16 protein-coding genes are annotated in these 23,612 nt (G+C 66.3%); 9 read left to right on the top strand and 7 right to left on the bottom strand.

All coding sequences use genetic code 11. From position 1 onward, the window contains the following. The first annotated feature begins 258 nt into the window (after nt 1–258). The 3 genes from mobC (at nt 259) to J7E94_RS10760 (ending at nt 3,133) form a co-directional block, all read left to right on the top strand. Complete coding sequence (gene mobC / locus J7E94_RS10770) at nt 259–810, top strand: plasmid mobilization relaxosome protein MobC (RefSeq protein ID WP_215014385.1); 552 nt, start codon at nt 259–261, stop codon at nt 808–810. Nucleotides 811–815: 5 nt separating this feature from the next. Then, nucleotides 816–2,516, top strand: a complete 1,701-nt coding sequence (locus tag J7E94_RS10765; protein ID WP_215014383.1) for a relaxase/mobilization nuclease domain-containing protein — start codon at nt 816–818, stop codon at nt 2,514–2,516. A 251-nt stretch (nt 2,517–2,767) separates the two neighbouring features. Next, the gene (locus J7E94_RS10760) at nt 2,768–3,133 is read left to right on the top strand and encodes a hypothetical protein (RefSeq protein ID WP_215014381.1); all 366 of its coding nucleotides are present in this window, start codon (nt 2,768–2,770) and stop codon (nt 3,131–3,133) included. A 105-nt stretch (nt 3,134–3,238) separates the two neighbouring features. On the opposite strand, the gene J7E94_RS10755 is transcribed toward J7E94_RS10760, so the two are convergent. Genes J7E94_RS10755 through J7E94_RS10730 form a run of 6 tightly spaced genes read right to left on the bottom strand, consistent with a single transcriptional unit; the run spans nt 3,239 to nt 9,407 of the window. Next, on the bottom strand, nt 3,239–4,222 hold the full coding sequence (locus J7E94_RS10755; protein WP_308344851.1) for a hypothetical protein: 984 nt from the start codon (nt 4,220–4,222) through the stop codon (nt 3,239–3,241). Next, on the bottom strand, nt 4,216–5,238 hold the full coding sequence (locus J7E94_RS35630) for a glycosyltransferase (RefSeq protein ID WP_215014379.1): 1,023 nt from the start codon (nt 5,236–5,238) through the stop codon (nt 4,216–4,218). The genes J7E94_RS10755 and J7E94_RS35630 overlap by 7 nt, the downstream gene beginning before the upstream one ends. Next, nucleotides 5,239–6,531 carry a serine--tRNA ligase gene (serS, locus tag J7E94_RS10745; RefSeq protein WP_215014377.1) on the bottom strand — a complete coding sequence of 431 codons (1,293 nt, stop codon included), beginning with the start codon at nt 6,529–6,531 and terminating at the stop codon, nt 5,239–5,241. Next, complete coding sequence (locus J7E94_RS10740) at nt 6,524–7,240, bottom strand: histidine phosphatase family protein (protein WP_215014375.1); 717 nt, start codon at nt 7,238–7,240, stop codon at nt 6,524–6,526. Before J7E94_RS10740 ends, serS begins: the two co-directional genes overlap by 8 nt. Then, entirely contained in the window at nt 7,237–8,160 is a 924-nt protein-coding gene (locus J7E94_RS10735) for an aminoglycoside phosphotransferase family protein (RefSeq protein WP_215014373.1), read from the bottom strand. Before J7E94_RS10735 ends, J7E94_RS10740 begins: the two co-directional genes overlap by 4 nt. Next, complete coding sequence (locus J7E94_RS10730) at nt 8,160–9,407, bottom strand: methionine adenosyltransferase (protein WP_215014371.1); 1,248 nt, start codon at nt 9,405–9,407, stop codon at nt 8,160–8,162. Before J7E94_RS10730 ends, J7E94_RS10735 begins: the two co-directional genes overlap by 1 nt. Nucleotides 9,408–9,611: 204 nt before the next feature. Here J7E94_RS10730 and J7E94_RS10725 point away from each other — a divergent pair, with 204 nt between their 5' ends. The 6 genes from J7E94_RS10725 to J7E94_RS10700 all read left to right on the top strand — a co-directional run bounded on the left by J7E94_RS10725 (nt 9,612) and on the right by J7E94_RS10700 (nt 20,972). After that, nucleotides 9,612–10,835 carry a helix-turn-helix transcriptional regulator gene (locus tag J7E94_RS10725; protein ID WP_215014415.1) on the top strand — a complete coding sequence of 408 codons (1,224 nt, stop codon included), beginning with the start codon at nt 9,612–9,614 and terminating at the stop codon, nt 10,833–10,835. A 10-nt stretch (nt 10,836–10,845) separates the two neighbouring features. After that, on the top strand, nt 10,846–11,319 hold the full coding sequence (locus J7E94_RS10720) for an NUDIX hydrolase (RefSeq protein WP_308344849.1): 474 nt from the start codon (nt 10,846–10,848) through the stop codon (nt 11,317–11,319). Nucleotides 11,320–11,540: 221 nt separating this feature from the next. Continuing rightward, nucleotides 11,541–14,231, top strand: a complete 2,691-nt coding sequence (locus J7E94_RS10715) for a TIGR02391 family protein (RefSeq protein ID WP_215014369.1) — start codon at nt 11,541–11,543, stop codon at nt 14,229–14,231. Between the two features lie 170 nt (nt 14,232–14,401). After that, the gene (locus J7E94_RS10710) at nt 14,402–17,959 is read left to right on the top strand and encodes a DEAD/DEAH box helicase family protein (protein ID WP_215014367.1); all 3,558 of its coding nucleotides are present in this window, start codon (nt 14,402–14,404) and stop codon (nt 17,957–17,959) included. After that, nucleotides 17,956–19,419 carry a restriction endonuclease subunit S gene (locus J7E94_RS35625; protein ID WP_215014365.1) on the top strand — a complete coding sequence of 488 codons (1,464 nt, stop codon included), beginning with the start codon at nt 17,956–17,958 and terminating at the stop codon, nt 19,417–19,419. Before J7E94_RS10710 ends, J7E94_RS35625 begins: the two co-directional genes overlap by 4 nt. Next, a complete protein-coding gene (locus J7E94_RS10700) occupies nt 19,416–20,972 on the top strand; it encodes a class I SAM-dependent DNA methyltransferase (protein ID WP_215014363.1) in 1,557 nt (518 codons plus the stop codon). Before J7E94_RS35625 ends, J7E94_RS10700 begins: the two co-directional genes overlap by 4 nt. 1,458 nt (nt 20,973–22,430) lie before the next feature. Here J7E94_RS10700 and J7E94_RS10695 read toward each other — a convergent pair. Next, nucleotides 22,431–23,600, bottom strand: coding sequence for a pyridoxal phosphate-dependent aminotransferase (locus tag J7E94_RS10695; protein WP_215014361.1), 1,170 nt, complete (start codon nt 23,598–23,600; stop codon nt 22,431–22,433). Nucleotides 23,601–23,612 lie beyond the last annotated feature (12 nt).

Genomic DNA, 23,612 nt, shown 5'->3' with positions numbered 1-23,612 from the left:
TCTCGTACACCACGCCGTAAGCAATCCCACCCCTGATCCCGAAGCCGCAAGGCTCCCCTAGCCACGCCCCGAGATGGAGCCCCCGTGCACGACCCGCACCACCCCGATCCTGCCTCCGACGGCACTGGCATATTGGGCGCGAAGTTGCCTACACCGAAGAGGCGTTGGCTCCGCGCGTTCGGACGGGATGCCCCTGGCGGAGCCAGTAGTACCCCGAGTCCGACTCAAGGCCGGTCTTCGGGGGTCTCCGCCCCGGGGGTGGCGGAGACGGTCCAGCGCCAGGGGGCGCCGGACCGTGAGGTCGGGTCCGAGGGCGGCCCCGACCAGGACACGCTCCGCGCCGTCCAGCGCGAGATCCTCCACGCCGAACGCAGCGCCCAGCCCGCCGCCGGCGAGCCGACGGTGAAGACCGTCCAGCCCACGATCCGCCGCTTCACCGGCAACAAGCGCGGGGACCGCGTCGGCCCGCTGCGCTTCACCGACGACGAACGCCCCCGCCTCCAGGAGGCCGCCGCCGAGCACGGCTACAAGGGCATATCCGGCTTCGCCGCCGACATCGTCCTCGCCTTCATCAACGGGCGGTTCACCGCCAACCTGCCCCTGTCAGAGGACCGGCGCCGCACGCACGTCTTCCGAGCCCAGGTCCTGCGCCAGTGCAACCGCATCGGCGTCAACATCAACCAGATCGCCCGCGCCCTGAACAGCGACCTCACCCCGCCCGACATACGCCAGCGCCTCGACGAGCTCCACGACCTCCTCGTCATGATCGCCAACGCCCTGCGCGAGCCGGCAGACCCGAGGGAGGCCTGACGATCGTGATCGCCGCTATCAAGCCCTCCGGTGCCAACACCCGCGGACTGCTCGCCTACCTCTACGGCCCTGGCCGACACGACGAGCACACCGACCCACACGTCGTGGCCGGCTTCGCCATGCTCGCCATGCCTGACCCCGGCCGCGACGAGAACGCCACCCTCACCCAGCTCGCCCGCTACCTCGACGAGCCCGTCCAGCTCCGCAACAGCGAGTTCGGCAAGAAGATCACCGACCACGTCTGGCACTGCCCCCTCCGCGCCGCCCCCGAGGACCGCCACCTCTCCGACGCCGAGTGGGGCGAGATCGCCCAGCGCATCGTCGCCGCAGCAGGCATCGCCCCCGAAGGCGACGACCTGGCCTGCCGCTGGATCGCTGTACGCCACGCCGACGATCACATCCACATCCTCGCCACCACCGTCCGCGAGGACGGCCGCCGGCCCAAGCTCCACGACAGCGGCATCCGCGTCGGCGACGCTTGCCGCGAGATCGAGAAGGACTACGGCCTGCGCCGCCTGAAGAAGGGCGACCGCACCGGGACCCGCGCCCCCACCCAGGCCGAGATGCACAAGGCCCAACGGCTCGGCTGGGAGCAGACCAGCCGCGAATGGCTCCAGGACCGCATCCGCGCCGCCATCCCCCACGCCCACACGGCCGAGGAACTCCTCGCCTACCTCGAAGCCGATGGCATGGCGGTCAAGGCCCGGCGCGGCCCCTCCGGAGACCTCCTCGGCTACGCCGCAGGCCGCCCCGGCGACCTCAACAAGGAGGGCGAGCAGATCTTCCACCCCGGCGGGAAGATCGCCCCCGACCTCACCCTCCCCAAACTCCGCGACCGCCTCGAAGGCGGCCAGCCGGAAGAACACCCCACCGCCCGCCGCAACCAGCCCGCCACAGCCTGGCACCAGGCCACCGAAGCCCTCGATACCTTCCGCACCGACCTCACCGACGACACCCACGCCCAGGCCCACATCACTGCCCTCGGCGAACTCCTCGAAGCAACCGCCCAGAACGCCCCCACCCACCTCCGCGCCGAACTCCAGGCGGCATCGAAGGCGTTCGCACGCGCCCAGCGCTCCCAGATCCGGGCGGAAGACCGCGCCGCCCACGCCATCCGCCATGCGGCCCGCGACATCGTCCACACCGCCACCGGCCCCGACGGCAGCGCCCTCGCCGCCCTCATCGCAGCCCTCCTGTGGGCCGGCATCATCGCCGGCCGCTGGCACGAGGCCAAGGGCAACGCCCACCAAGCCGACGCCGCCCGCCAGACCCTCCACCACCTACAGGCAGCCGCCGTGCAAGCCCTCACACCCACGCTCGTCGTACTCGAACAGCGCCAGCCGAGGGAGGAAACCCGCCGCGCCCTCGCCCACGACGTACGCGCCGCCGTCCCCGAACAGGCCGAACGGATCCTCACCGACCCCAGCTGGCCCGCCCTCGCCGCCCTCCTCGCCGACGCGGAGGCCCGAGGCCACCAGCCCCATCAGCTCCTGAAGGAGGCCGCAGCCCAACGCGAACTGAGCACAGCCCGCCAACCGGCCCGCGTCCTGATCACCCGCCTCCAGCACACCAGTCGCAACCCCAGCCCCAACCCCCGCGCCGAAGCCGCCCGCCGGCGCACCACGGCATCGTGGACCGGCCAGCCTGGACACGGCACGCAGCCGCCCACCGTGCCCGCGACCCCGCCGAACCGTCCCCGACGTTGAGCTCCAAGCGCCGCACTCGGCGCCCCGCGCTCCGCCCTCCGCCAGTCGGGGCCCTCCATACAGGACAGCCCGACCAGTCGACGTGGTGCACCGATACCAGGGCGATAGTCGGGACGAAGCGCACATGCGAACCCGCTCCTGCACGCACGACAGGGCCGAGAGATATAGCCGACGATCCCCGGTCAGCCAAACCGGGGATTCTCCAGACCATCGATACAGGTACCGAACCCACCCCCTTGAGGAGCACTTCTATGCCCGCAGTCACCCCTCGCCCTGAAGTCATGGCCCTGCTGTTCGATACAGATTTCAAGTGCCCGGCGGATTCCCTCGTCTACCGCCACCTCGACGGACGCCTCTTCACCGAGGAGGAGCAGACCATCGTCCGTAACGCCACCATCGAAGAACTCCAGGCCGCAGGCGTACACGTCCACAACCCCGAAGCCCAAGCCGAGGCAGAGGAAGCCGCGACCACACTGGCAGAGCTCCTGCTCAAGTACGCCGTCAAGCACCACGGAACCCTCGCCGCCCTCATGACCGACGAAGATCTCATCGAGTACGACCGATTGGGCGTCATCGTCGCTGCGGGAGCCGACGGCTTCCTCGCGCACGAGAGCTGAGCACAGAGGCAAGGCCGCATCTAAAGGCGACCGGCGGCTGTGTCATCCCGGCCGCCGGTCGTGTTTTCCTGCTTGAGTTTTTGGCAGGGGCATCGGTGGTGCGGTCTACCGGCGCAGCTCTTCCTCGATGAGGTGCGCGATTCTTGGCCACGGAACACGCAGGGCGCTGAAGAGAGACCAGTAAGCGAACATCTCGCGGACGATGGCGCTGACGCCGAGGTGCGCAACACCGGAATCAACCGCGCTAATGACCCGCCGTGTAGCGCCCCCAGCCCCGCGGGGTTTGGGATTGATCCCATGGCCAAGGAGGAGCGTGGCGGTGCGGATGGCGTCCAGCATCGCTGGAGGTGCCGCGTCAGCGAAGCGCCCATAAATCAGGTCGTGCCAGTGTTGCTGGGTGCGTGCCCAGGCGAGGCGTTCCAGGCCCGCGCCGAGGTCCACTGCCATGCGGGTCGGCTCATCGACGTTCCACAGGAGGACTATGTCGCCAATGCCGAGGTCGAGGTGGCGGAAGTGCAGTGTGATGCCTGCAACCTCTCGCCGCCGCCAGGGGGTGAGCGTCCCGTGGACGCTCACGTGGCGTGCGTGGAAGCCGAGTTGGGATAGGACGGAGAGCCAGCCGTCGAGAATGGCCCCGTATTCGTCAAGGCGTTCGATGGGCTGGACGTGGGAGACGTTGACGAAGGAGGTCAGGAAGCCGTCGCACAGATCACCCAACGCGTCGCGTTCCCCCGTGAAGCGAACGACGGGCTGGGGCAGGAACCCGCAGCGGTACGTCCGGGGCTTGCCGTCTTTGAGGAACGGGTCGAGTGCCTGGACTGCCGAGATGGTGAGCTCTGTGTCGCGTCCCCAACGGAGCGGGAGGCAGTCGTCGCGTGGAACGCCGATGTCGGCGAAGGCGGTCTGGAGGCTGTGGAGGAGTTCCTTCCACGAAGGCGGCCGGCGTGGCGGGTGATAGGGGGTGCCTCGATGCGGGTGCTGGATCTCGACGCGGGGGCCATCTGCGGTGAACTCCCAGTGGGGGCCTAACGCAGTGCGGAGCACGTGGGGAATCCGCAAGGCCAGCACGTCGCCGACTGCGGTCAGCACGATCGGGCTGCCATCGCCGAGAAGTGCCGCGCGGGGTCGAAACGGTGCATGCCGATCTCTTGGACCTGACCGTGGTCGAGTTCCTCAGCCTGCTCGATGGCATGGGCCAGCTCGCGAGCCGCGGCCTCGTCGTCCTCGTGCGGGTCGGCCACGGTGATGGCGCCGGTCTTGTCACACAGGGCGGCTTCGGCGCAGGTTCCGGTGCGCCAGGTGAGGGCGGCCATCGGGGTACCGGCGCGGAGGGACTCGCCGAAGACAGCTGCGCCGGCCTCCACATAGGTACGGCCGTACGTGTAGACGAAGACCGAGGCGTCGCGGACGGCGGCCGTCTTGGCGGGGCCGCCAAGTTCGCCGACCCACTCGACGTGGCCCGCGCTGAAGAGGCGGACGTGGCTCTGCACGTAGTCGTGATTGAAGACCGGGCCGACGATGCGGATCTTCCGGCCCAGGATCTGAGCGGCGCGTACGGCCAGGTGCGGCGCCTTCTCGGCGTCGATGCGGCCGAGCCAGACCAGATCCTGTCCTGCGACGGCCGGCGGCTCCTCCTCGTTGAGGCCGAGGTGCACGGCCAGCTCGGAGATCGGCTGGTGGTCGGCGTACCGCTCGATCATCTCGGGCGAGTAGCAGTAGAGGCGGGACCGCTTGCCGTCGAATGCGGCGGGGGCGTGCTGGAAGACGGGCGAGTGCTGGAAGGTGGCGACGTCGCACTCCAGGGCGTTCCAGGTGCGGGTCCAGGCCGGGAGCGAGGGGTACTCGTGTCCCACGACCAGGAGGTCGTACCCGGTGTCTCGGAGCTCGCGCTCGGCGAGCGATCCGGCGGCGATGTCCTCCAGGCGGACCGGCTTGCGGACCCAGTCGTTCTCCAGGTCCGTGAGCCAGCCCTGCCCGAGGAGGTGTACGTCGGCGCCTGCGGCCCGGGCGCCTACGGCGACCGCCCACAGCCATCGTTCGATCCCGCCGTACCCGGCGGGTGGAAAGGCGTAGCTACCAGGGAAGTCGCAGACGCCGACGAGCACTTATGCCTCCGGTGTTCCGTCCGCCGAGATACGGCGGAAGCCGAGGTACGGGAAGAGGGATTCGGGAAGGACGAGGGAGCCGTCCTGCTGCTGGCACTGTTCGAGGAGCGCGGCCAGAGTTCGGCCGATGGGCAGGCCGGAGCCGTTGAGGGTGGCGACGAGCTTGGGCTTGCCGTCCTCGCCTCGGGTGCGGATGTTCGCGCGGCGGGCCTGGAAGATGCCGAAGTTCGAGATCGAGGAGATCTCGCGGTACGTGTTCTGGCTGGGGATCCAGACCTCGATGTCGTAGGTGAGCTGGGCGGAGAAGCCCGTGTCACCGGCGGCCAGCTTGACGACGCGGTAGGCGAGGCCTAGCTCCTTCAGGCACGCCTCGGCGTGGCCGACCATCGTCTCCAGCGTGGCGTCCGCGTCCGCCGGGTCGACCATCTGGACGATCTCGACCTTGGCGAACTGGTGCTGGCGGATCAGGCCGCGGGTGTCGCGGCCGTACGAGCCCGCCTCGGACCGGAAGCACGGAGTGTGCGCGGTGAGGGCCAGCGGCAGGTCGGCCGGCGGGATGATCTCGTCGGCGTAGAGGTTGGTCAGCGGGACCTCGGCCGTCGGGATGAGGAACAGCTCGCGGTCGGCTACGCCGGTCTTGAACAGGTCCTCTTCGAACTTCGGCAGCTGTCCGGTACCGGTCATCGTCTTGCGGCTGACCAGGTACGGGACCGCGTGCTCGACGTACCCGTGACGGCGGGTGTGGATGTCGAGGAAGAGCGTCGCCAGGGCGCGCTCCAGGGCGGCGCCCGCCCCGCGGGAGACGACGAACCGGGGACCCGACAGCTTCGTGGCTCGGGCGAAGTCGAGCATGCCGGTGCTCTCGCCGAGGTCGACGTGGTCCTTCGGCTCGAAGGAGAAGGCCGGCGGGGTGCCGACGCGACGGACCTCGACCGCGAACTCGTCGGAGTCGCCGTCCGGGGCCGAGTCGTCGGGCAGGTTCGGGATGGTCAGGAGGAGCTCGCTCAGCTCCTGCTGAACCTGCTCCTGCTCGGCGTCGATGTCCCGGATCTGGTCCTTCAGCTCGCGGGCACGCTCCTTCAGCTTGGAGATGTCGCCGCCCTGCTTGGCCGTCTGCTGGACCTCGCTCGCCACCCGCTTGGCCTGCGCCCGCAGCTCATCGGCTGAGCGGATGCTCTGGTTGCGCCGGGACTGGAGGTCTTCCAACCGGGACAGGTCCAGGGAGTAACCGCGACGAGCGAGCCGACGAACTGCTTCGGCACCCATTTCAATCAGGGCGCGGGCGTCATGCATGAGGAAGATCCTTTTTATCCAGCGAGTGGGGTGGGGATACCCCATCGACGTTAGCAACCGTCGACCCCTCGCTGATCCGCGATATCTCCGCGTCACTGGCGCCGGTGATCTCCCTTCCCACGCTCGAATCAAGATCGTCCAGGAGTGCCGTGATCAGAATGGGCAGCTCGTCATCGGGAATGGTGACCGGCTCGACGTACGGGGCCTCGGGGAAGAACAGCGGCATGGCTTCTCCCGCGGCGCGGTCGCGATACCAGAGGAGGACCGAGACCAGCAGGCCGTGGCCGACGAGGACCCGGGGCCCGGGCCGCTCCAGAGCCCCGAGTACTCCGGCGAGCATCCGGCGGATGCCCTCGCGCTGGGACTCGGAAGCGCCGGGTGGGCGCTCGCCGGCGTCGTGCGTGTCGAGCCAGACGGCGTATTCGAGGAAGGGACTGCTCTCGAATTCCCCGTAGTCCAGTTCGTTCAGCCGGGCGTCGACCACGAGCCCGGCGGACGGTACGCCCATCAGTAGTGAGGTCGTCTGGCGAGCTCGCGGGAATTCGCTGGTCAGCCAGGTGGCCACTGAGTGGAGGGGGAGCGTGGTCCAGGCGCGGCGCAAGGAGTGCCGGCCTTCCTCGTTGAGGTGGATGTGCTTGGTCGGGTCGCCGTTGACCAGGTAGCGCTTGCTGTAATTCGTCTGGCCGTGGCGGAGGATGTACGTCGTCATCGGCCGCTCCCTGCTCCCGTAGCCATCAGATCGGACAGGACCGCGGCGATCTTCGGCTCCGCGGGGTCGTGGATCTCCCTGTAGTAGAGGAGGCCATCGACAGCGAGGGCCCTGCACCACGGCAGGATCTCCGGTACGGGGATACGGGAGATCCGAGCGGCGGTGGCCAGTCGATCGACCAGCCCCTGTTCGAGGTCGTAATAGACGCTCCAGAAGGCCCAGTCGAAGACCGCGTCACCTTCCACAGGGTGTGGATCGATCAGGCGCGGTTGCCGCCGCGCGTCGAAGATGACGTTCTCCGCGTAGAGGTCAGCGTGCAGGACAGTCGTCCGGTCAGGGGCTTGGCTGAGGCCGGCGAGCCCGTGGCACGCCTGCTGCACGAGTCCGTCATGGGTGCCGAGGTCGAGCGCCTGCGCTCGTCGGCGGATGCGAGGCAGAACGACCTCGCGCAGGAAGTCGGTCAGCATGGGCACGCCCGATCCGGGCCTCCGGCGGCCAAGGGCATGGAGCCTGTGGATCGCGCCAGCCACCGACTGCGTCGCCCGCGCGGGGCGGTCGGCGCCCCCGGGCCGTCCGCCGACCAGCTCCAGGGCCGCCGCCGAGAGGTCATCCGCCGCTTCGGCTACGTTCGCGGTCGGGCCGCCGGCCCATACCCGTAACGCGGTGATCTCGTGGCGGTAGCGGACTGGGTCGACCCAGGCCTTCAGAACCAGCTGGTTCCCGTTGGGTGCCACGGCGAGCGCGACCGCCGAGGCGTGTCCGGCATCGTGGTAGTCCCTCAGCGAGAGGTCCCACCGCTTCGCCGCCTCGGTGAGGAGGCCCGGGGCGACCTCCAGCCATTCCTGGACCGACGGGCCGTAGTGCGCGAGCAGCCGCTCCCGACACCCCGAGGGCACATCTCCGAGCGTCTGCGTCGCCATCAGCTCAGCACGATCCCGTCGGAGACCAGCTCGTCCGTGAGGGCTGGGAAGCCCTCCAGAGCCTCGGCCACGAGCGCTTGGACCTTGTCGGTCTCGACGTCCGGGGAGGACAGCCGGACCAGGATCCGCCACGGCTGGTCGAGGCGCTGGCCGGTGGTGCTGACCAGGTGCACCTCCGCGTGTCCGTCGGTGGCCTCGTGCAGCCGTTCGGCCAGGCGCTGGGCGGCGATGTTGTAGAGCTTGCCGACGTGGTAGACGGGGTTCTTGCCGTTGGCGCCTTCCAGGTTCATCGGCCGCAGCGGAGTGATCAGTCCGTTGACCCGGTTGCCGCGGCCGACGACGCCCTCGTCGCCGGACTCGATCGAGCTGCCGGTGTACGTCAGGTAGAGCTCGTCCTTCTCCGGGACGTCGCGGGCGTTGAGCCGGAAGCGGGCCTGTGCACCGGGGAGGCGGAGGCCGGCCATGCGGTGGCACTCGGCGAGGACGCTCTCGGCGTTGCGGACGTACTCGGCGCGGCTGCCGACGTGTCGTGACTTCTGCGGGACGCACAGGACGACATCGGCCTTGTCCCCGTCCCAGTAGCCCATGAGCTTGACGTCGGATCCGCACCAGGCGTGGGAGAGGGTGAAGTCGCTCTCGCCGGAGAAGTGGTTCACCAGCTCGCGGACGAGCGACTCGAAGGCGTTCTCCGGGGCCCAGCCGGTGCCGAGGGAGGTGTCGTTCGAGAGCCGCACCCGACGCTCTCGCAGGTCGTCGATGGAGCGTGGGTTGAACCAGCGGGTGCGATCCGGCACCGCGTCGCCCGTGAGGACCGCGCCGGGGCTGGAGTTGCTGGTGATGTTGAACGTGATGTCGAGGTGGTCCGACACTTCCGGGAGCCGCTCGGCGAAGAACGCCCTGACCTCGGCCTCGACGATCTCCTCGACGGGGATCGTCTCGCCTCCGCACATCGGCGCGGCCCGCCCGTTGACCAGGACGCGGACCGGGGCCGTCATCCGGCCGGCGCCGTAGCGGACCTCACTGGCCCCGCCGAGGAGGGCGAGCTTGTCGAAGTTGTGGTGCAGCACGGCGCCGAAGCGCTGCACGGTGTGCTGGCTGTAGGCGCGGGACAGCCGCTCGGCGAGGTGGTCGGCCAGGGTGTCGGGGTGGCCGAGTCCCTTCCGCTCCACGATGGTCGTCGCGTCGGGCTTGGTGGTGCCCGTCTCGATGGACAGGAAACCGCCCTCAGTCGTGATGGTTTTGCGCATGACAAACTCCGATCTCTGCCTGAAGAAGACGGGTGGGACGGATGAGCGTCATTAGCCAAAGCCGTTTGATGCAGGTTGAGTTGCTCGCATTTTCCGGCGGCGTTCTCGGCCTGTTGCGACAGTAGCCAGGGCGCCCCGCGACACCCCGGAAAATCCTTCCGGGGTCCACTTCGGGCACGAGGTGATGATCAGGACATGCGAGGGATGACAGAGAACCTGACCATCGGGGAGCGCGTTGCCTGGTACCGGCGGCGGCGCGGCCTCTCCCAAGAGGTCCTGGCCGGCCTTGTCGGCCGTACCACGGACTGGCTGAGCAAAGCGGAAAACAACCGGATCGAGCTTGATCGCCTCTCGGTGATCACCTCACTCGCCGACGCCCTCGACGTCTCCCTCGGAGACCTACTCGCGGAGCCGACGCTCATGGAGTGGTCGGCCGACAGCGGCCACCGCACGGTCCCCGCGCTACGCGAAGCGCTGATGGACTACAAGCAGCTCACGCCCCTGCTGAGCCCTGCACCCGATGACGAACCACCTGCCCTACAGGACCTTCGCGCCAACGTGGGCGACGTCCTCGACGCCTACCAGGCATCTCGCTACGGCTTCGCCACCCGACGTCTTCCCCTCGTCCTGGCCGACGCGCTCGCCGCATCCCGCGCCTACTCGGGGCACGAGGGGGAGGAGGCACATGCTCTGCTCGCCCTCGCCTACCACGGAGCAGCCATGGTGCTGGGGAAGGTCGGAGAGCCCGAATTGGCATGGATCGCCGCTGACCGCGGTCTGGCAGCCGCGCAGCACAGTGGCCGAAGCGAGGTCACAGGTTCGCTTTTCCGAGCGGTCACGCACTGCCTCCTGGCCACAGGACGCTTCACGGCAGCGGTCCAGCTCGTGAACGACGCGGCAGCCGTCATGCAGCCGGAACTGGGCACTGCAAACGACGAGTACCTCTCGGTGTACGGCACGCTGTTCCTCACCGGGGCGATGGCCGCCGCACGAGCAGAGGACCGGGCAGCTACGCAGACCTTCCTCCGAGAGGCTGACGAGACCGCGCAGCGCCTCGGCGCCGATGCCAACCACATGTGGACAGCCTTCGGTCCGACGAACGTCGCGATCCACTGCGTAGCCACCGCCGGCGAACTCGGCGACATCCAGATCGCCGCGGACCTTGGCGCACGCATCGACACCAGCGGACTGCCAGTGGAACGGCGCGTGCGGCACAGCCTCGAAGTTGCCAGGGCGCTGAGTGCCTGGAACCGGACCGACGAAGCCCTGGCCGTACTCCTGGAAGCCGAACAGGCCGCCCCCGAACAGGTCCGTCACCACTACATGAGCCGAGAGCTGGTCATCGGCTGGATACGCGGTACCCGAGGTCGGCCCTCCCATCCCGTGGCCGACCTGGCGCGCAGGCTCCGCATCGTCGCTGGCGGCTAGAGTCGAATCCGTGAGCGAGAACGAGCATGAAGCGAAGATGGCCCACCCCCGCATGGCGGCCGGCGCTCTCTTCTTCGACGAAGCTGATCGAGTCCTCCTCGTCGAGCCGTCGTACAAGGACTACCGAGACCTTCCCGGCGGATACGTCGAACAGGGCGAGTCGCCCCGACAGGCCTGTGTGCGCGAAGTCCACGAGGAACTGGGCATCACGCCCCGCATCGGCCGCCTCCTCGTCGTCGACTGGGCGCCGAACCCGGGAGAGGGAGACAAGGTCCTCTACCTCTTCGACGGCGGCCTCCTAAGCGCAGACCACCGCCAACAGATCGCACTCCAAGCGGACGAGCTCCGCGGCTACGACTTCCACGGCGCAGAGCAGGTGCCAGGCCTCACCATCCCCCGCCTCGCGCGCCGAATCGCCGCTGGGATCCAGGCCCGAGCGAACGACCTGACCGCCTACCTGGAGCACGGGCAGTCGCCGGAATAGGGGACGCTTCGGCGACCCGCCGGCCAAGCAGCTGCTATCCGGGGCCGACAGGAAGCTCTTGGCGACATCCTCGCCGCCGAGATCCGATCCTCCCTCACGTACTCCCAGCCCCTGCTACCCGAGGCCGGCTGCGAGATGAGGCCGCATGACGCAACGCCGATTCCTGCGACTTGCACGTGATCTCTCTGCGCCGACCTCGGGGCAGGCGCGAGAATCGTGTTGTGAACGATGAAGCGCTGGATCCTCATGATCGCCAACTCCTTCAGACCATCTATAAGCTGATGAGCCAGCGGGGTTCTTGGCCTACCTTCACGGCCGTCGACCTGCGGGCGGACCGCGAACTGGGGATCGAGGACGCCCAGGCTGCCTTGGTTGCGATCAGCTCGCGCTACATCGCAAGGCCCTGGAATGCCCATGGATACTCCGACAACGATGAGGTGCGACTCACACTTCGCGGAGTTTCTGCATGTGAAGGAGGGCCGTCCGATCTTTCCTATTTGAGCAACTTTGTCAAGTGGACGGTCGCCCTCGAGCAGCAGGGGTCTGATGACCCGGAGAAAGAACTCGCCGTATCCAGTCTGGACTTTGCTGCGCATCTGGGACGGTCCCTGAGCTCGCCTGGCGGTGATTCGGCCGTACCGGCAGAGGAGGTCGTACAGACACGTGACTTGATGAACCGTCTGTTCGCTCTGGCGGATCAGCTCCCACGATTCTGGACAGGAAGCAGCCGAGCAACGGGCAGCCCGTGGCAGTGGCAGCTCAAGGTGGATCGGCGTGGGGCGCGCCCTTATCGCCGAATCCAGGGCGTGCAAGAGTTGCTGGACTTCGTCGATGAGCAGCGCCCTCGCCGTGCCCAACCACCCGCGAAGCGTGTGGCCCCGGTCAGCCCGGACTCCAACACAGTCAGCCGTCCTGCAATCCCTGCAGTGGACGGTGAGTTGGCTGTGCACTTGACGCTTCTACGTCCGGAGGTCGTTGATGCATGCGAAGGTCTTCTGCGAACGGACCGGTTTGACGACGCCATCTTTGCGGCTTTCCGGCGGCTCGAACATGAGGTGCAGCAGCGTCTCGGTAGCGCTGCCATCGGCAATGAGCTGATTACCTCGGCCTTCAAGGAGATGAGCAATCCGATTCGCATCTCCGACCGCACGCGGGACGCTGACCGTCTTGTCGAGCTGTTCGCCGGCGCGATCGGTTTGTTCAAGGGCGACCGTTCTCACAAAGATCGTCCCCTTTTGCCCTGCCGGTCGCGCCGCGAGTGCTTGCGTCTTCTCGCACACGCCAGTTCGCTGCTGGACCTACTGGATCGTGACATCGACCGAGCCCCCGCGGTACGCGGGTATCGCCATGATCAAGGAACAACGCTGACCCTCTGGGTCGAGCGTGCCGGGAGTCAGGTCGAGGTGTGGCTCGACGAGAAGCTCAAGCTCGACAAGATCAGCTACCAGACTGGCACCCTGACCGTCGATGTGGGCGGGGTCCCCCCGGGCGAGCACCGCATTCACCTGGTAGACGGGACCCGTCAGGGGCCGGCCCAGGTTGTATGGATCACGCTCGCACCGGGCGAGACGAATTGGTACCGCGTCGTCGAGGTCAACGTCCCCTTGTTTGCATCGGCCGATGGCCGACGCCAACTCGATTGGGCAGGTGTGCGCTTGGCGACCCTCGAAACAGGAGTCCCGGGCGAGCGGATCGTGCCGACAAGGGAGACATACCAGGTTGGCCACTACGTCGCCTGGCACTGGGCTGCATCCGACCCCGGAATAGGACCAGCCTGGGTGCGTAGCCGTCTAGGTGACCAGCTACGAAAGGTCTGGGACGACAGCGGAATCTTCGATGGGCAGCCTGTTGCACCTGCCCACCCTGAACGCCTGATGAAGATCAGTATCGAACCGTCACACCTGTTGCTGCGCGGCCAGAGCAAGGCACCAGTGCGGGTGCTGGGCCATTACACGGATGGCACTGCTACCTGGACGGCACCGATCGACGATCCGCAAGTGACGTCAACCAACGAGAAGGTCGTGATCTTCAAGGGCGGCGCTGTGTTCGCTAAGGACCCTGGCACCAGCCTGCTCCGTTGTCTTCACGACGGCTGCACCGCCGAGGCGAGTGTGGAGATTGCGGCTCACCCGAGTGACACCATCACGGCCTATCTTGCAGGCTTGCCACCAGTTGCTGGCATCGCCTGGACGCCGAACGGTTTGGTGGTGAGCACGAGAGGTCAGCAACTGTGGCGGGTTGGAAAGGATGGCGTCTATCGCCTGGTCGCCATGGTGCCCACCCGCCTCCTGCCCAGCCTCGGAACAGACTCGATGGCAGCCCGGGAAGACGGAGAGCTCGCCGTCCGGCTAGTGGACCGGCCTTGGATCTTGGTGCTCCACCACAGTCACGATTACCGCAGCAGCAAGCTGATTAGGCTCCAAGGAGGTCCCGCCGGCACGCCGATGGCCTTCACCTGGCATAACGATGACCTCATCGTAGCCATGTACACCGGTGCCTTGCAGCGGGTGGGGATGGACGGCAAGGCCACGCCGTTCGCTTCCGTGCCGGGGCATCCCATCGCTCTTGCCCGCACCTCGACATCGCTGTACGTGCTCTGCTCGCCAGAGGCAGGAGATCCACCTCAGCAACGGCGGAATCGGCTGTGGCAGCTTCGGCTCGACGAGCCGACCTCCGCCCCCGTGGACCTCCTGGATGGCAAAGTGCTGGCCGGTCTCAGCGGGGTTGCTGTCACGGCCGCAGGGATCGTGCTCAGCGACTTCGAGTCCGGCAGGGTACTTGTACTCGGAGACGGTCTGGTCCAGACACTTGCCTCCGGACTCCAGAACCCGAGCCAACTTGCCGTTGGGGATACGGGAGACCTGTACGTAGCCGAGTTTGGCGCGGGTGGCGTGCGGCGCATCCTCGCGTGATCGACTCGTCACCCTAGGGCTCGCACACGCGCAGAGCTGGTAGGGCACCGCGCTGTCCACCTAGCATCCGTTCGGACACGGAGAAGCCTGCGAATTGCGTAACCTAAGGCGTTGCACGTGGATCGGATCATGGAACACGCACACTCACGTGCGACGGACGGACGGGGTATATGGACGAGCGGCTTCGGGACCTCGCCAGGCGGTCCCCGAACTTCGGTGTGCTCTTCCAGTACCAGCCGCTGCTGGCACTCTACGGAGCGTTGGCAGAGGCGACGGTCTTCACCAACCCCAACGCGGCCCTGGTCCAGGCTGGGCAATTCGGCGAGGTGCTTGCCGAGGAGCTCGTCACTCGGGTAGGCCTGCGGGTCGACGGCGATAGGCAGTTGGACCGCCTGAACGCGCTCACCCGCGTCGGGGCATTCACGCCGGAGGTGCGTGCTGCCTTCGACGACCTGCGTACGGCGCGGAACAGCGCAGCGCATCAACACCTGTTCGACACCGTCCGAGCTCTCAGGGCCGTCGAGACTTCGTACGAGTTGGGCAACTGGTTCCATCTGGCGATCTCCGGTAAGCGCACTGTCCGTGCCTTCGTCCCGCCGACGCAGCCCGCAGCTGGCCAAGGCGTCACGAATCCGGTGGAGATCGCCGAACTTCGAGAGGCACTAGAACACCACCGGCAGGCCCTGACCCTGTCAAGGACGAGGTTGGAAGAGACCCGTCAGCAACAGGAAGGGGCCGAGCGTCGAGCCCAGGACGAGGCAGCACAGCTCGTCGCGAGCGCGGCTGCTCACCAAGCTGACTTGGCCTCGCGGATTGAGCAGCTCGAAAGCGAGATCGACGCTCTCCGATCCGCTCAACAGCGGGACTACGAACAGGCGCGGCGACAGCCGACACCTGTCGCGCGGGCCGCGCGTGAAGCGATCGTGGAGCGGGCTCAGCGGCCTAAGCCGCTGAATGAGATCCAGGCTCGCGAGGTCATCGACCAGATGCTCATCGACGCGGGTTGGAAGATCCAGGACCGTGAGGACCTCAACCCGCTGGCGGGCCGTGGCGTCGCCGTCCGAGAATTCACCGTGGCCACCGGGCGTGCCGACTATGTGTTGTACGTCGATGGTTCGATCGTCGGTGTGGTCGAGGCCAAGCGTGAAGGCGAGGTACTCAGCCGGGCCCTGGCCCAGAACGACCGCTACGCCCGCGGTGTGCTCAAGGAATTCCGGCTCGCGGTATGGCGAGAGGATGAGCCGTTCGCATTCCGCTATGCGACTACCGGCTCGGAGACGTACTTCCTCAACCGGCTCGATCCGGACTCGCGCTCCCGGCAGGTCTTCGCATTCCATCGGCCCGAGACCGTCGCGACCTGGATGCGCCGCTCGGATAGCTCCTCGCAGGCTCCGACGTTTCGCGCCGCTCTGAGGTCCCTGCCTGAGTTGGAGACCGGAGGTCTTCGGTCGGCACAGGTTGAGGCGATCGAGGGACTGGAAGGCTCACTTGCGGAGGACCGCCCCCGTGCGCTGATCCAGATGGCCACCGGCGCCGGCAAGACGTTCACAGCGGTGACGCAGACCTACCGGCTGCTGAAGTATGCGCAGGCCAAGCGGGTACTTTTCTTGGTCGATCGGAACAACCTGGCAAAGCAGGCTCTCGCCGAGTTCCGTAACTACACGACCCCCGACGACGGCCGGAAGTTCTCCGAGCTCTATGGAGTGGACCGCCTGGGGGCGGCCGGGCTGCAGGAGACCTCCTCGGTGGTCATCTGCACCATCCAGAAGATGTACTCGCTGCTGCGCGGGCAGCCCTTGGTCGACGATGACACTGCGGACGACCTTGAGGATGAGGTCGGCGACTCTGTCGAGAGTGAGCGACCGGTCGAGGTCGCTTACAACCCGGCCGTCCCAATCGAATCGTTCGACCTGATCGTGGTTGACGAGTGCCACCGCTCGATCTACGGGCTGTGGCGTGGTGTCCTGGAGTACTTTGACGCCCACCTGGTCGGGCTCACGGCTACGCCGACGCCGCAGACCAAGGGATTCTTTAATCAGAATCTGGTCTCCAGCTACTCATTTGCCAAGGCTGTCGCCGACGGCGTCAACGTCGACTTCGACGTGGTGGAGCTGCTTACTGATGTCCACGAGGAGGGAGCGACGATCGAGGCGGGAACTACGATTCCCATACTCGAACGGGCATCCCGGCGGCGACGTCTCGAGGAGCTCGAGGACGACTTCTCGTACTCCGGCAAGCAGCTCGGCCGCAACGTCATTGCCGAAGACGATATCCGCACGGTCTTGCAGACCTACAGGGATAATTGGCAGCGCTGGTTCCCGGGCCGCAAAGAGGTTCCGAAGACTCTGATCTTCGCCGTAAGCGAGGCTCATGCGGAGGAAGTACTCCGGCAGGCGAAGGAGGTCTTCGGCCGCGGCGACGATTTCGCCTCGAAGATCACCTACAAAAGCAGGCAGAACGGTCAGAACCCCGACGATCTGATCAACGAACTGCGCAATTCGCCCCAGCTGCGCATCGCGGTGACCGTAGACATGATCGCCACGGGGACTGACGTTCGCGCCCTGGAGTGCGTGATCTTCATGCGCTCCGTCAAGAGCGCCGTGCTCTTCGAGCAGATGAAGGGGCGTGGGGCACGGTCGATCGATGAGACCGAGCTACGCGAGGTCACCCCGGGAGCCGACGAGTCGGCAGTGCCGGTGACCAAGGACCGCTTCCTGCTGATCGATGCCGCGGGCGTCACCCGTTCCCAGCTGGTCGACGCGGCTCCGCTCCCGACGACTCCCGGGATGTCCCTTCGGAGGCTGCTCGACAAGGCAGGCTCTGGAGCGATCACCGCTGAAGAGACAGACGTGCTCGCGCGGCGACTCGGTCGCCTTGGCAAGCAGCTGACCAACGAGCAACACGAGACGATCGCCCACTCAGCCGGCGGACTCACGCTGGTGACCATCACTCGGTGGCTGACCGATGCCTGTGACCCCTTCCGCCAGGAAGAGGTCACCCAGAATGAGGGCCCGGAGGCTGCACGCCGATTGATCCGCGATGCAGTCGCGCCGCTTGCGGATTCCGATCTCCGCAAGGTGATCACCGGAATCCGGCGCGACGAGGATCTCACCATCGATGAGGTGACAGTCGCCACGATCACCACTCTCCGTGAGGTCCCCCGTGAAGAGCGGGCGCGGAAATACATCACGGATTGGCACACCCTCCTGGACAGTCGGCGTGACGAACTCACCGCGATTGAGATCGCGCTCGGCCAGCAGCGAGTGGCGCCGGAGGCCGCCTACGCAGCGCTGCGAGAGCTCGCTGCCTACATCAAGCGGCCGCAGTACGACTGGACCCCGCAGATACTGTGGCAGGCGTACGAGGACCTGGGCCGCGCGACGTTGCGACGCGGGAAGACCGCAGGTATCCCAGATCTGATCTCACTCATCCGCTACGAGCTCGGCGCGGAGGCGGAGCTCCAGCCCTACCAGGCCTCTGTTGAGCAACGCTTCGCCGGGTGGCTCCTGCGGCAACAGCAGGCCGGCGCAACCTACAGTAGGGACCAGCTGTGGTGGCTGGAGCGGATCTGTGATCGGGTCGCCAGCGACATCGGCGTTGAGGTGGATGCGCTCCGCGACGAGCCTTTCATCGAGCGCGGTGGTAGCCGCGGCTTCATCGCGGCGTTTGGCGGGGATGCCGGGACGGCGCGGAAACTGCTGATGGAATTGAACCAGGAACTAGTGTGAGCGAGAACGAGCAGCGGAACCCACTTCCTCCGGGGTGGGTATGGGCTTCCATCGGTGAGATTGCCGAAGTTAGCGGGGGCATCCAAAAGCAGCAGAAGCGTCGTCCGGTGGAGAATAAATTCCCGTTCCTCCGTGTCGCTAACGTGGGTCGAGGTTCGCTGAATCTCGCCGAGGTGCACGAAGTGGAGCTGTTCGATGGCGAGATCGATCGGTATCGGATCGAAGTTGGGGATCTCCTTGTAGTCGAGGGGAACGGGAGTCCGGATCAGATCGGGCGAGCCGCCAGGTGGCGCGGTTCAATTAAGGACGCAGTCCACCAAAACCACCTTATTCGCGTGCGTCCGAATAAGGAGATCTCCCCGATCTATTTGGAAGCCGTGTGGAATTCACCGGTCGTCTCCGCTCAACTTTTGGAAGTCGCGCAGTCCACGAGCGGGCTGTATACACTCAGCACCACAAAAGTAAAGCGGGTGGTCATTCCCCTCCCGTCGCTAGCAGAGCAACAGCGAATTCTTGACACTCTCGAAGATCATATTTCACGCCTCGATGCGGCGCAGGCCCTGGTCGGCCGGTGCTCTGCTCGCCTAGGCAGACTTCGCGACACGGTATCGAGCCCGATCTTTGGATACGCGGTAAACGCAGATTCGGAAGCTGCCTCCTTCCTGCCCCCAGCGGGCACTATCGATGACGATCTTCCGCGCGTGCCCCTGGGCTGGAGCTGGCGTCGCCTCGAGGACGTAGCGGACGTTGTTGGTGGGGTTACCAAGGACAGTAAGAAGCAAAGCGATCCCGATCTCCCTGAGGTTCCCTACCTCAGAGTTGCCAACGTTCAACGTGGCCGGCTTGACCTGAACCAGGTTTCCATGATCAGGGTCCCGGAAGGCAAAGCTGCGGCGCTGGCTCTTCAGCCCGGTGACGTTCTGATGAACGAAGGCGGGGATCGCAACAAGCTCGGCCGCGGTTGGATTTGGGAAGGTCAGATCCCTGGGGCTATCCACCAGAATCACGTCTTTCGGGCGAGGGTGCGCGATGGCGAGATTGACCCCAAGCTGTTGTCCTGGTACGCCAATAGTTCCGTGCGTTGGTTCGAGCAAAACGGAAAGCAGAGCGTGAATCTCGCTTCCATCAGTGTCTCGAAGATTAAGAAATTTCCCGTTCCTATCCCTCCTGTAGCCGAGCAATCGCTAATTGTCGAGCGCGTGGAGGACGATCTCTCTGTCATGGATAACGTGCTCGAAGTCATTGCTCGCTCCCACCGGCGCTCTTCTTCGCTCCGCCGGGCGCTCCTGGAACGGGCCTTCTCCGGGAGGCTTGTCCCCCAAGATGCAAACGACGAGTCGGCCTCAGCCTTGCTTGCCCGTATCGAGGCTGAGCGTCAAACGGTAGTGGCCAGGCCGGCCCGCCGCCGCGCCACACAGCGCACCCGCATTACTAACGCCCAGCAGGAGCTCGACGCATGACCACCGCCGCTTCCCCCCAGACTGGTGCACTGGTCGCCAAGCTCTGGAACTACTGCAATGTCCTCCGTGACAACGGACTGTCCACCATCGAGTACGTCGAGCAGCTCTCATACCTGCTCTTCCTCAAGATGGCCGACGAGATCGCTAACGACCCTTTTGCGGACGACCCCTCCGCCGCGAAGATCGTCCCTAGCGATCACGACTGGCCAGCGCTGGTTGCCAAGACCGGTGCGGCCCTCGAGGAGCAGTACCGCAACACCCTCACGGAGCTCGCCAAGCACCCCGGTACCACTCTCGGAACGATCTTTGCCAAGGCGCAGAACCGGATCACCGAGCCTGCCCTCCTGCAGAAGCTCGCCGTTGACCTAATTGGTGCCCAGGACTGGACCGGCACGGGGACAGACCTCAAGGGCGACGCATACGAGGGCCTCTTGGCCAAGGGCGCCGAGGATACTAAGACCGGCGCTGGTCAGTACTTCACGCCCCGTGTGCTAATCGACGCCATGGTTGAGGTGACCCAGCCCACGCTGGAGGACACGATCACAGATCCTGCGTGCGGCACCGGCGGCTTTCTCATTGCAGCTCGGCAGTACATCCGCAAGCACTACGGCAGCAGCATGTCTCGTGAACAGCGACTTGCCCTGGAGAGGAACATCTTCGGCACGGAACTGGTGCCCGGGACTGCTCGCCTGGCCGCTATGAACATGCTGCTTCACGGTATCGGCCGAAGTGACGGTCCCTCCCTCATCAAGGTGGAGGATGCCCTCGCTAAGAAGCCGTCCCGACACGCCTCGCTGGTCCTGGCTAACCCGCCGTTCGGGAAGAAGTCTGCGATCACGGTGATCGGCACCGACGGAAAGTCTGAGCGAGAGGACATCTCCTACGATCGCAACGACTTCCGCGCGAGCACCACCAACAAGCAGCTCAACTTCCTCCAGCACATCATGTCGCTGATGGCGATCAACGGTCGTGCTGCTGTCGTCCTGCCGGACAACGTTCTCTTCGAAGGCGGGGCAGGCGAGAAGATCCGCCGCCGCCTGTTGCAGGACTTCGACCTGCACACCATCCTGAGGCTCCCCACTGGCATCTTCTACGCCGGCGGGGTGAAGGCCAATGTCTTGTTCTTCGACAAGAAGGCCCCGCGGGCCGACGGTAGGCCGCACACATCTACGGCCTGGGTCTACGACCTGCGTACGGCGAAGCACTTCACACTCAAGACGCGCCCTCTCCGCCAGGCGGACCTCCAGGAGTTCGTAGACGCCTACCTTCCTGGCAAGCCCCATGGTGAGCGCGTCGAGTTGGAGTCGGGGCGCTTCAAGCCCTTCAGTTACGACGAGCTGATCGCCCGGGACAAGGTCAACCTCGATATCACGTGGATGAAGGATCCCGCTCTGGAAGACGCGGACAGCGGACTGCCGCCGGGCGTAATTGCTCAGGAGATCGTCGAGGATCTGAAGGCCGCGCTGGCCGAATTCGTTGCCATCGCCGAGGCTCTGGGCGTGGATCCGGACGATCTAGCGGAGGGCGACGAGGCAGCCGAGATTGCTGTCTGACGCATCTGCAGATGCAGCCTCGTGGGCGCTCTTTGCGTGAGCGGACGGGCTGGCGCAGGGTGGATTGGGCGGCAGGCCGGGGCCAGGCCGCACCTTGCTGACCTGGGGAAACAGGGAATCCCGTGGCATGGCCCGGCACCACACGGAATGATCTTGTGGGGCCTCGTAATGCCTAGGTCTCCGTTTGGATCACGAGGCCGGGTCCCGTCTCTACCCAGCCGCGCCGGTCGGCCTCGTCAAGCGTCCTGCCCTTCGTCATGCACGGCCAGCTGCGTTCGTAGACGCTCAGCCTCGGCCTCGGCCCTGCGTAGTCGGCGCTCCAAGGCAATGCGGGCCGGCGGTGGCGGGCATTCGGGCTTCGGCGCTCCGTTGCGCGGAATGAGCCAGCCCACGCGCTGGTACGCGACAATCATGCGAGCGTGGGGGCACGTGTAGCACGGCCGTTCTGGGCTCGGAATCGGCCAGCCTGCCGCCAGCATGCGGCGGGTGTGCTCGTGTTGGGGTTCAGGTTGAAGTGTCGGGCCCGATGCCCATAGCCGCTCGTACTCCTCGGTCATCTCCTTCACCCGGGCAGCGTCCGCCACGCGAGGCCCGTATTCGGGCTTCCATTCGAGGTTTGGCGCTACGACCTCTTCGATGTGCCCGCAGTCCAGCGTGACCCTCCAGAATGCCGATGTATGAGGTTCGTCGTGGCGTAGCACTGTCCACACTTCGGCATCGGCCCATTCGGGTGGCTCTACTGGGTCCGCGGGGAAGTTCACCTCTCGGCGATCTCCCCACTCAAGGATGTCGCGGTACGGGGCGTGACCGGATTCATCGTGCCAGCAGTACAGCTGTCCCGGCGGCAGTGCTTCGCCATCCCCGGGAGCACGCCACTGCCTCTCGCTCGGCGGGGTGCGGTCGCCCGGTGTCAGGAGCTCGGTGATGCAAGCGCAATCAAGCTCAACCCGCCATCGGTAGTACTGGTCCGGATCCGGTGCGAGGAACGGCCACAGCACGGGAGGGACCCCTCTGCGGCGATCGGCGTTGGACTTCTCGTACTCGTGCAGGACGTCCGTACGCCGTCTTGCCCGGCCGGGAAGTCGGCGCGATACAGCGGGTGGGCGCACACCTTCAGCGGGTTCTGCCACGTTCAGGTCCTCTCGCCGAGTGGCACGCTGCTGCCGACGCTAGGACTTTGAGATCGGACTGCGATGGAAATTGCACTCGCTTCCCCTGAAGGGAGGAGGGGAAGCTGCCGGTGCATTGTCTACGCCCTCGCCATCCGAGTGGATCGCGAGTGATCACGAGCGTGACCACGTCGGCTGCTGGGGCTCAGCGGGGAGCCGATCTGCTCCCCGGTGGGCCCCCTGGAGACGTCCCCAGAGCGTTCGAGAGTGAGGCGCTGACCAGGGGAAATGACGTTCTCCGAAGTGGGGATCTTGGGTGGACTCCATTCGGGACGAAGGAAGCGTGAGTTCACGACGCCAGTTGTCGCAGGCGGTCGGTGGCCTCGTGGAGGACGTCGTCTTGCTTGCAGAAGGTGAAGCGGACCTGGCTGCGGCCGGCGTCGGGGTCGTCGTAGAAGACGGAGTTGGGGATGGCTACGACGCCGCAGCGTTCGGGGAGGGCGCGGCAGAAGGCGTAGGCGTCTTTCTCGCCGAAGGGGGTGATGTCGGTCGTGATGAAGTACGTGCCCTGGGGCTGGTAGACCTCGAACCCGGCCGCGCGCAAGCCGTCGCCGAGCAGGTCGCGCTTGCGTTGCAGGTCGGCGCGGAAGCCGTCGAAGTACGCGTCGGGCAGGCGGAGCGCCTCGGCGATCGCGTACTGGAACGGGCCGGAGCTGACGTACGTCAGGTACTGCTTGGCGGTCCGGACCGCGGAGACGAGAGCGCCGTCCGCCATGACCCAGCCAACCTTCCATCCGGTGAAGGAGAAGGTCTTGCCAGCGGAGGAGATGGAGACGGTGCGCTCGCGCATGCCGGGGAACGTCGCCATCGGGACATGGGTGGCGCCGTCAAAGGTCAGGTGCTCGTACACCTCGTCGGTGACGACGAGCAGGTCGTGTTCGACAGCGAGCGCGGCGATGGCGCTCTGCTCTTCGGCGGTGAGGACCATCCCGGTCGGGTTGTGAGGCGTGTTCAGGAGCAGCAGGCGGGTCCGGGGGGTGATCTTCGATCGCAGTTCGTCCAGGTCTGGGCGGAAGGACGGGGCGCGCAGGGTGAGCGGTACGCGCTTCGCACCGGCCATGGCGATGCAGGCGGCGTAGGAGTCATAGAAGGGTTCGAAGGCGATCACCTCGTCGCCCGGCTCCAGCAACGCGAGCATGGTCGCGGCGATCGCCTCTGTCGCCCCCGCGGTAACCAGCACCTCCGTGTCCGGGTCGAAACTCAGGTCGTAGAAGCGGCGCTGGTGGTCGGCGATCGCCTGGCGCAGCTCCGGGATGCCGGGGCCCGGCGGGTACTGGTTGCCGCGGCCGTCGCGCAGCGCTCGTACGGCAGCCTCACGGACTGACTCCGGACCGTCCGTGTCCGGGAAGCCTTGGCCCAGGTTGATCGCGCCCGTCGATGTCGCCAGTGCCGACATCTCCGCGAAGATCGTCGTCCCGAGTCCGTCCAGCCTTCGGTTCAGCAGTGGTCTGGCGCTCATGTCTCCACCGTT

The organism is Streptomyces sp. ISL-94 (genome assembly GCF_018614075.1).
Classification (GTDB): Bacteria; Actinomycetota; Actinomycetes; order Streptomycetales; family Streptomycetaceae; genus Streptomyces.
Note: the sequence above shows the minus strand (reverse complement) of the source record. Positions and strands in the feature narration are given on the sequence as shown.

Bases quoted from the DNA above. Each gene is read 5' to 3' on its own strand.
- J7E94_RS10695 (WP_215014361.1), bottom strand. From the start codon at position 23,600: ATGAGCGCCAGACCACTGCTGAACCGAAGGCTGGACGGACTCGGGACG.
- J7E94_RS10730 (WP_215014371.1), bottom strand. From the start codon at position 9,407: ATGCGCAAAACCATCACGACTGAGGGCGGTTTCCTGTCCATCGAGACG.
- J7E94_RS10725 (WP_215014415.1), top strand. From the start codon at position 9,612: ATGACAGAGAACCTGACCATCGGGGAGCGCGTTGCCTGGTACCGGCGG.
- J7E94_RS10700 (WP_215014363.1), top strand. From the start codon at position 19,416: ATGACCACCGCCGCTTCCCCCCAGACTGGTGCACTGGTCGCCAAGCTC.
- J7E94_RS10735 (WP_215014373.1), bottom strand. From the start codon at position 8,160: ATGGCGACGCAGACGCTCGGAGATGTGCCCTCGGGGTGTCGGGAGCGG.
- J7E94_RS10760 (WP_215014381.1), top strand. From the start codon at position 2,768: ATGCCCGCAGTCACCCCTCGCCCTGAAGTCATGGCCCTGCTGTTCGAT.
- J7E94_RS10710 (WP_215014367.1), top strand. From the start codon at position 14,402: ATGGACGAGCGGCTTCGGGACCTCGCCAGGCGGTCCCCGAACTTCGGT.
- serS (WP_215014377.1), bottom strand. From the start codon at position 6,531: ATGCATGACGCCCGCGCCCTGATTGAAATGGGTGCCGAAGCAGTTCGT.
- J7E94_RS10740 (WP_215014375.1), bottom strand. From the start codon at position 7,240: ATGACGACGTACATCCTCCGCCACGGCCAGACGAATTACAGCAAGCGC.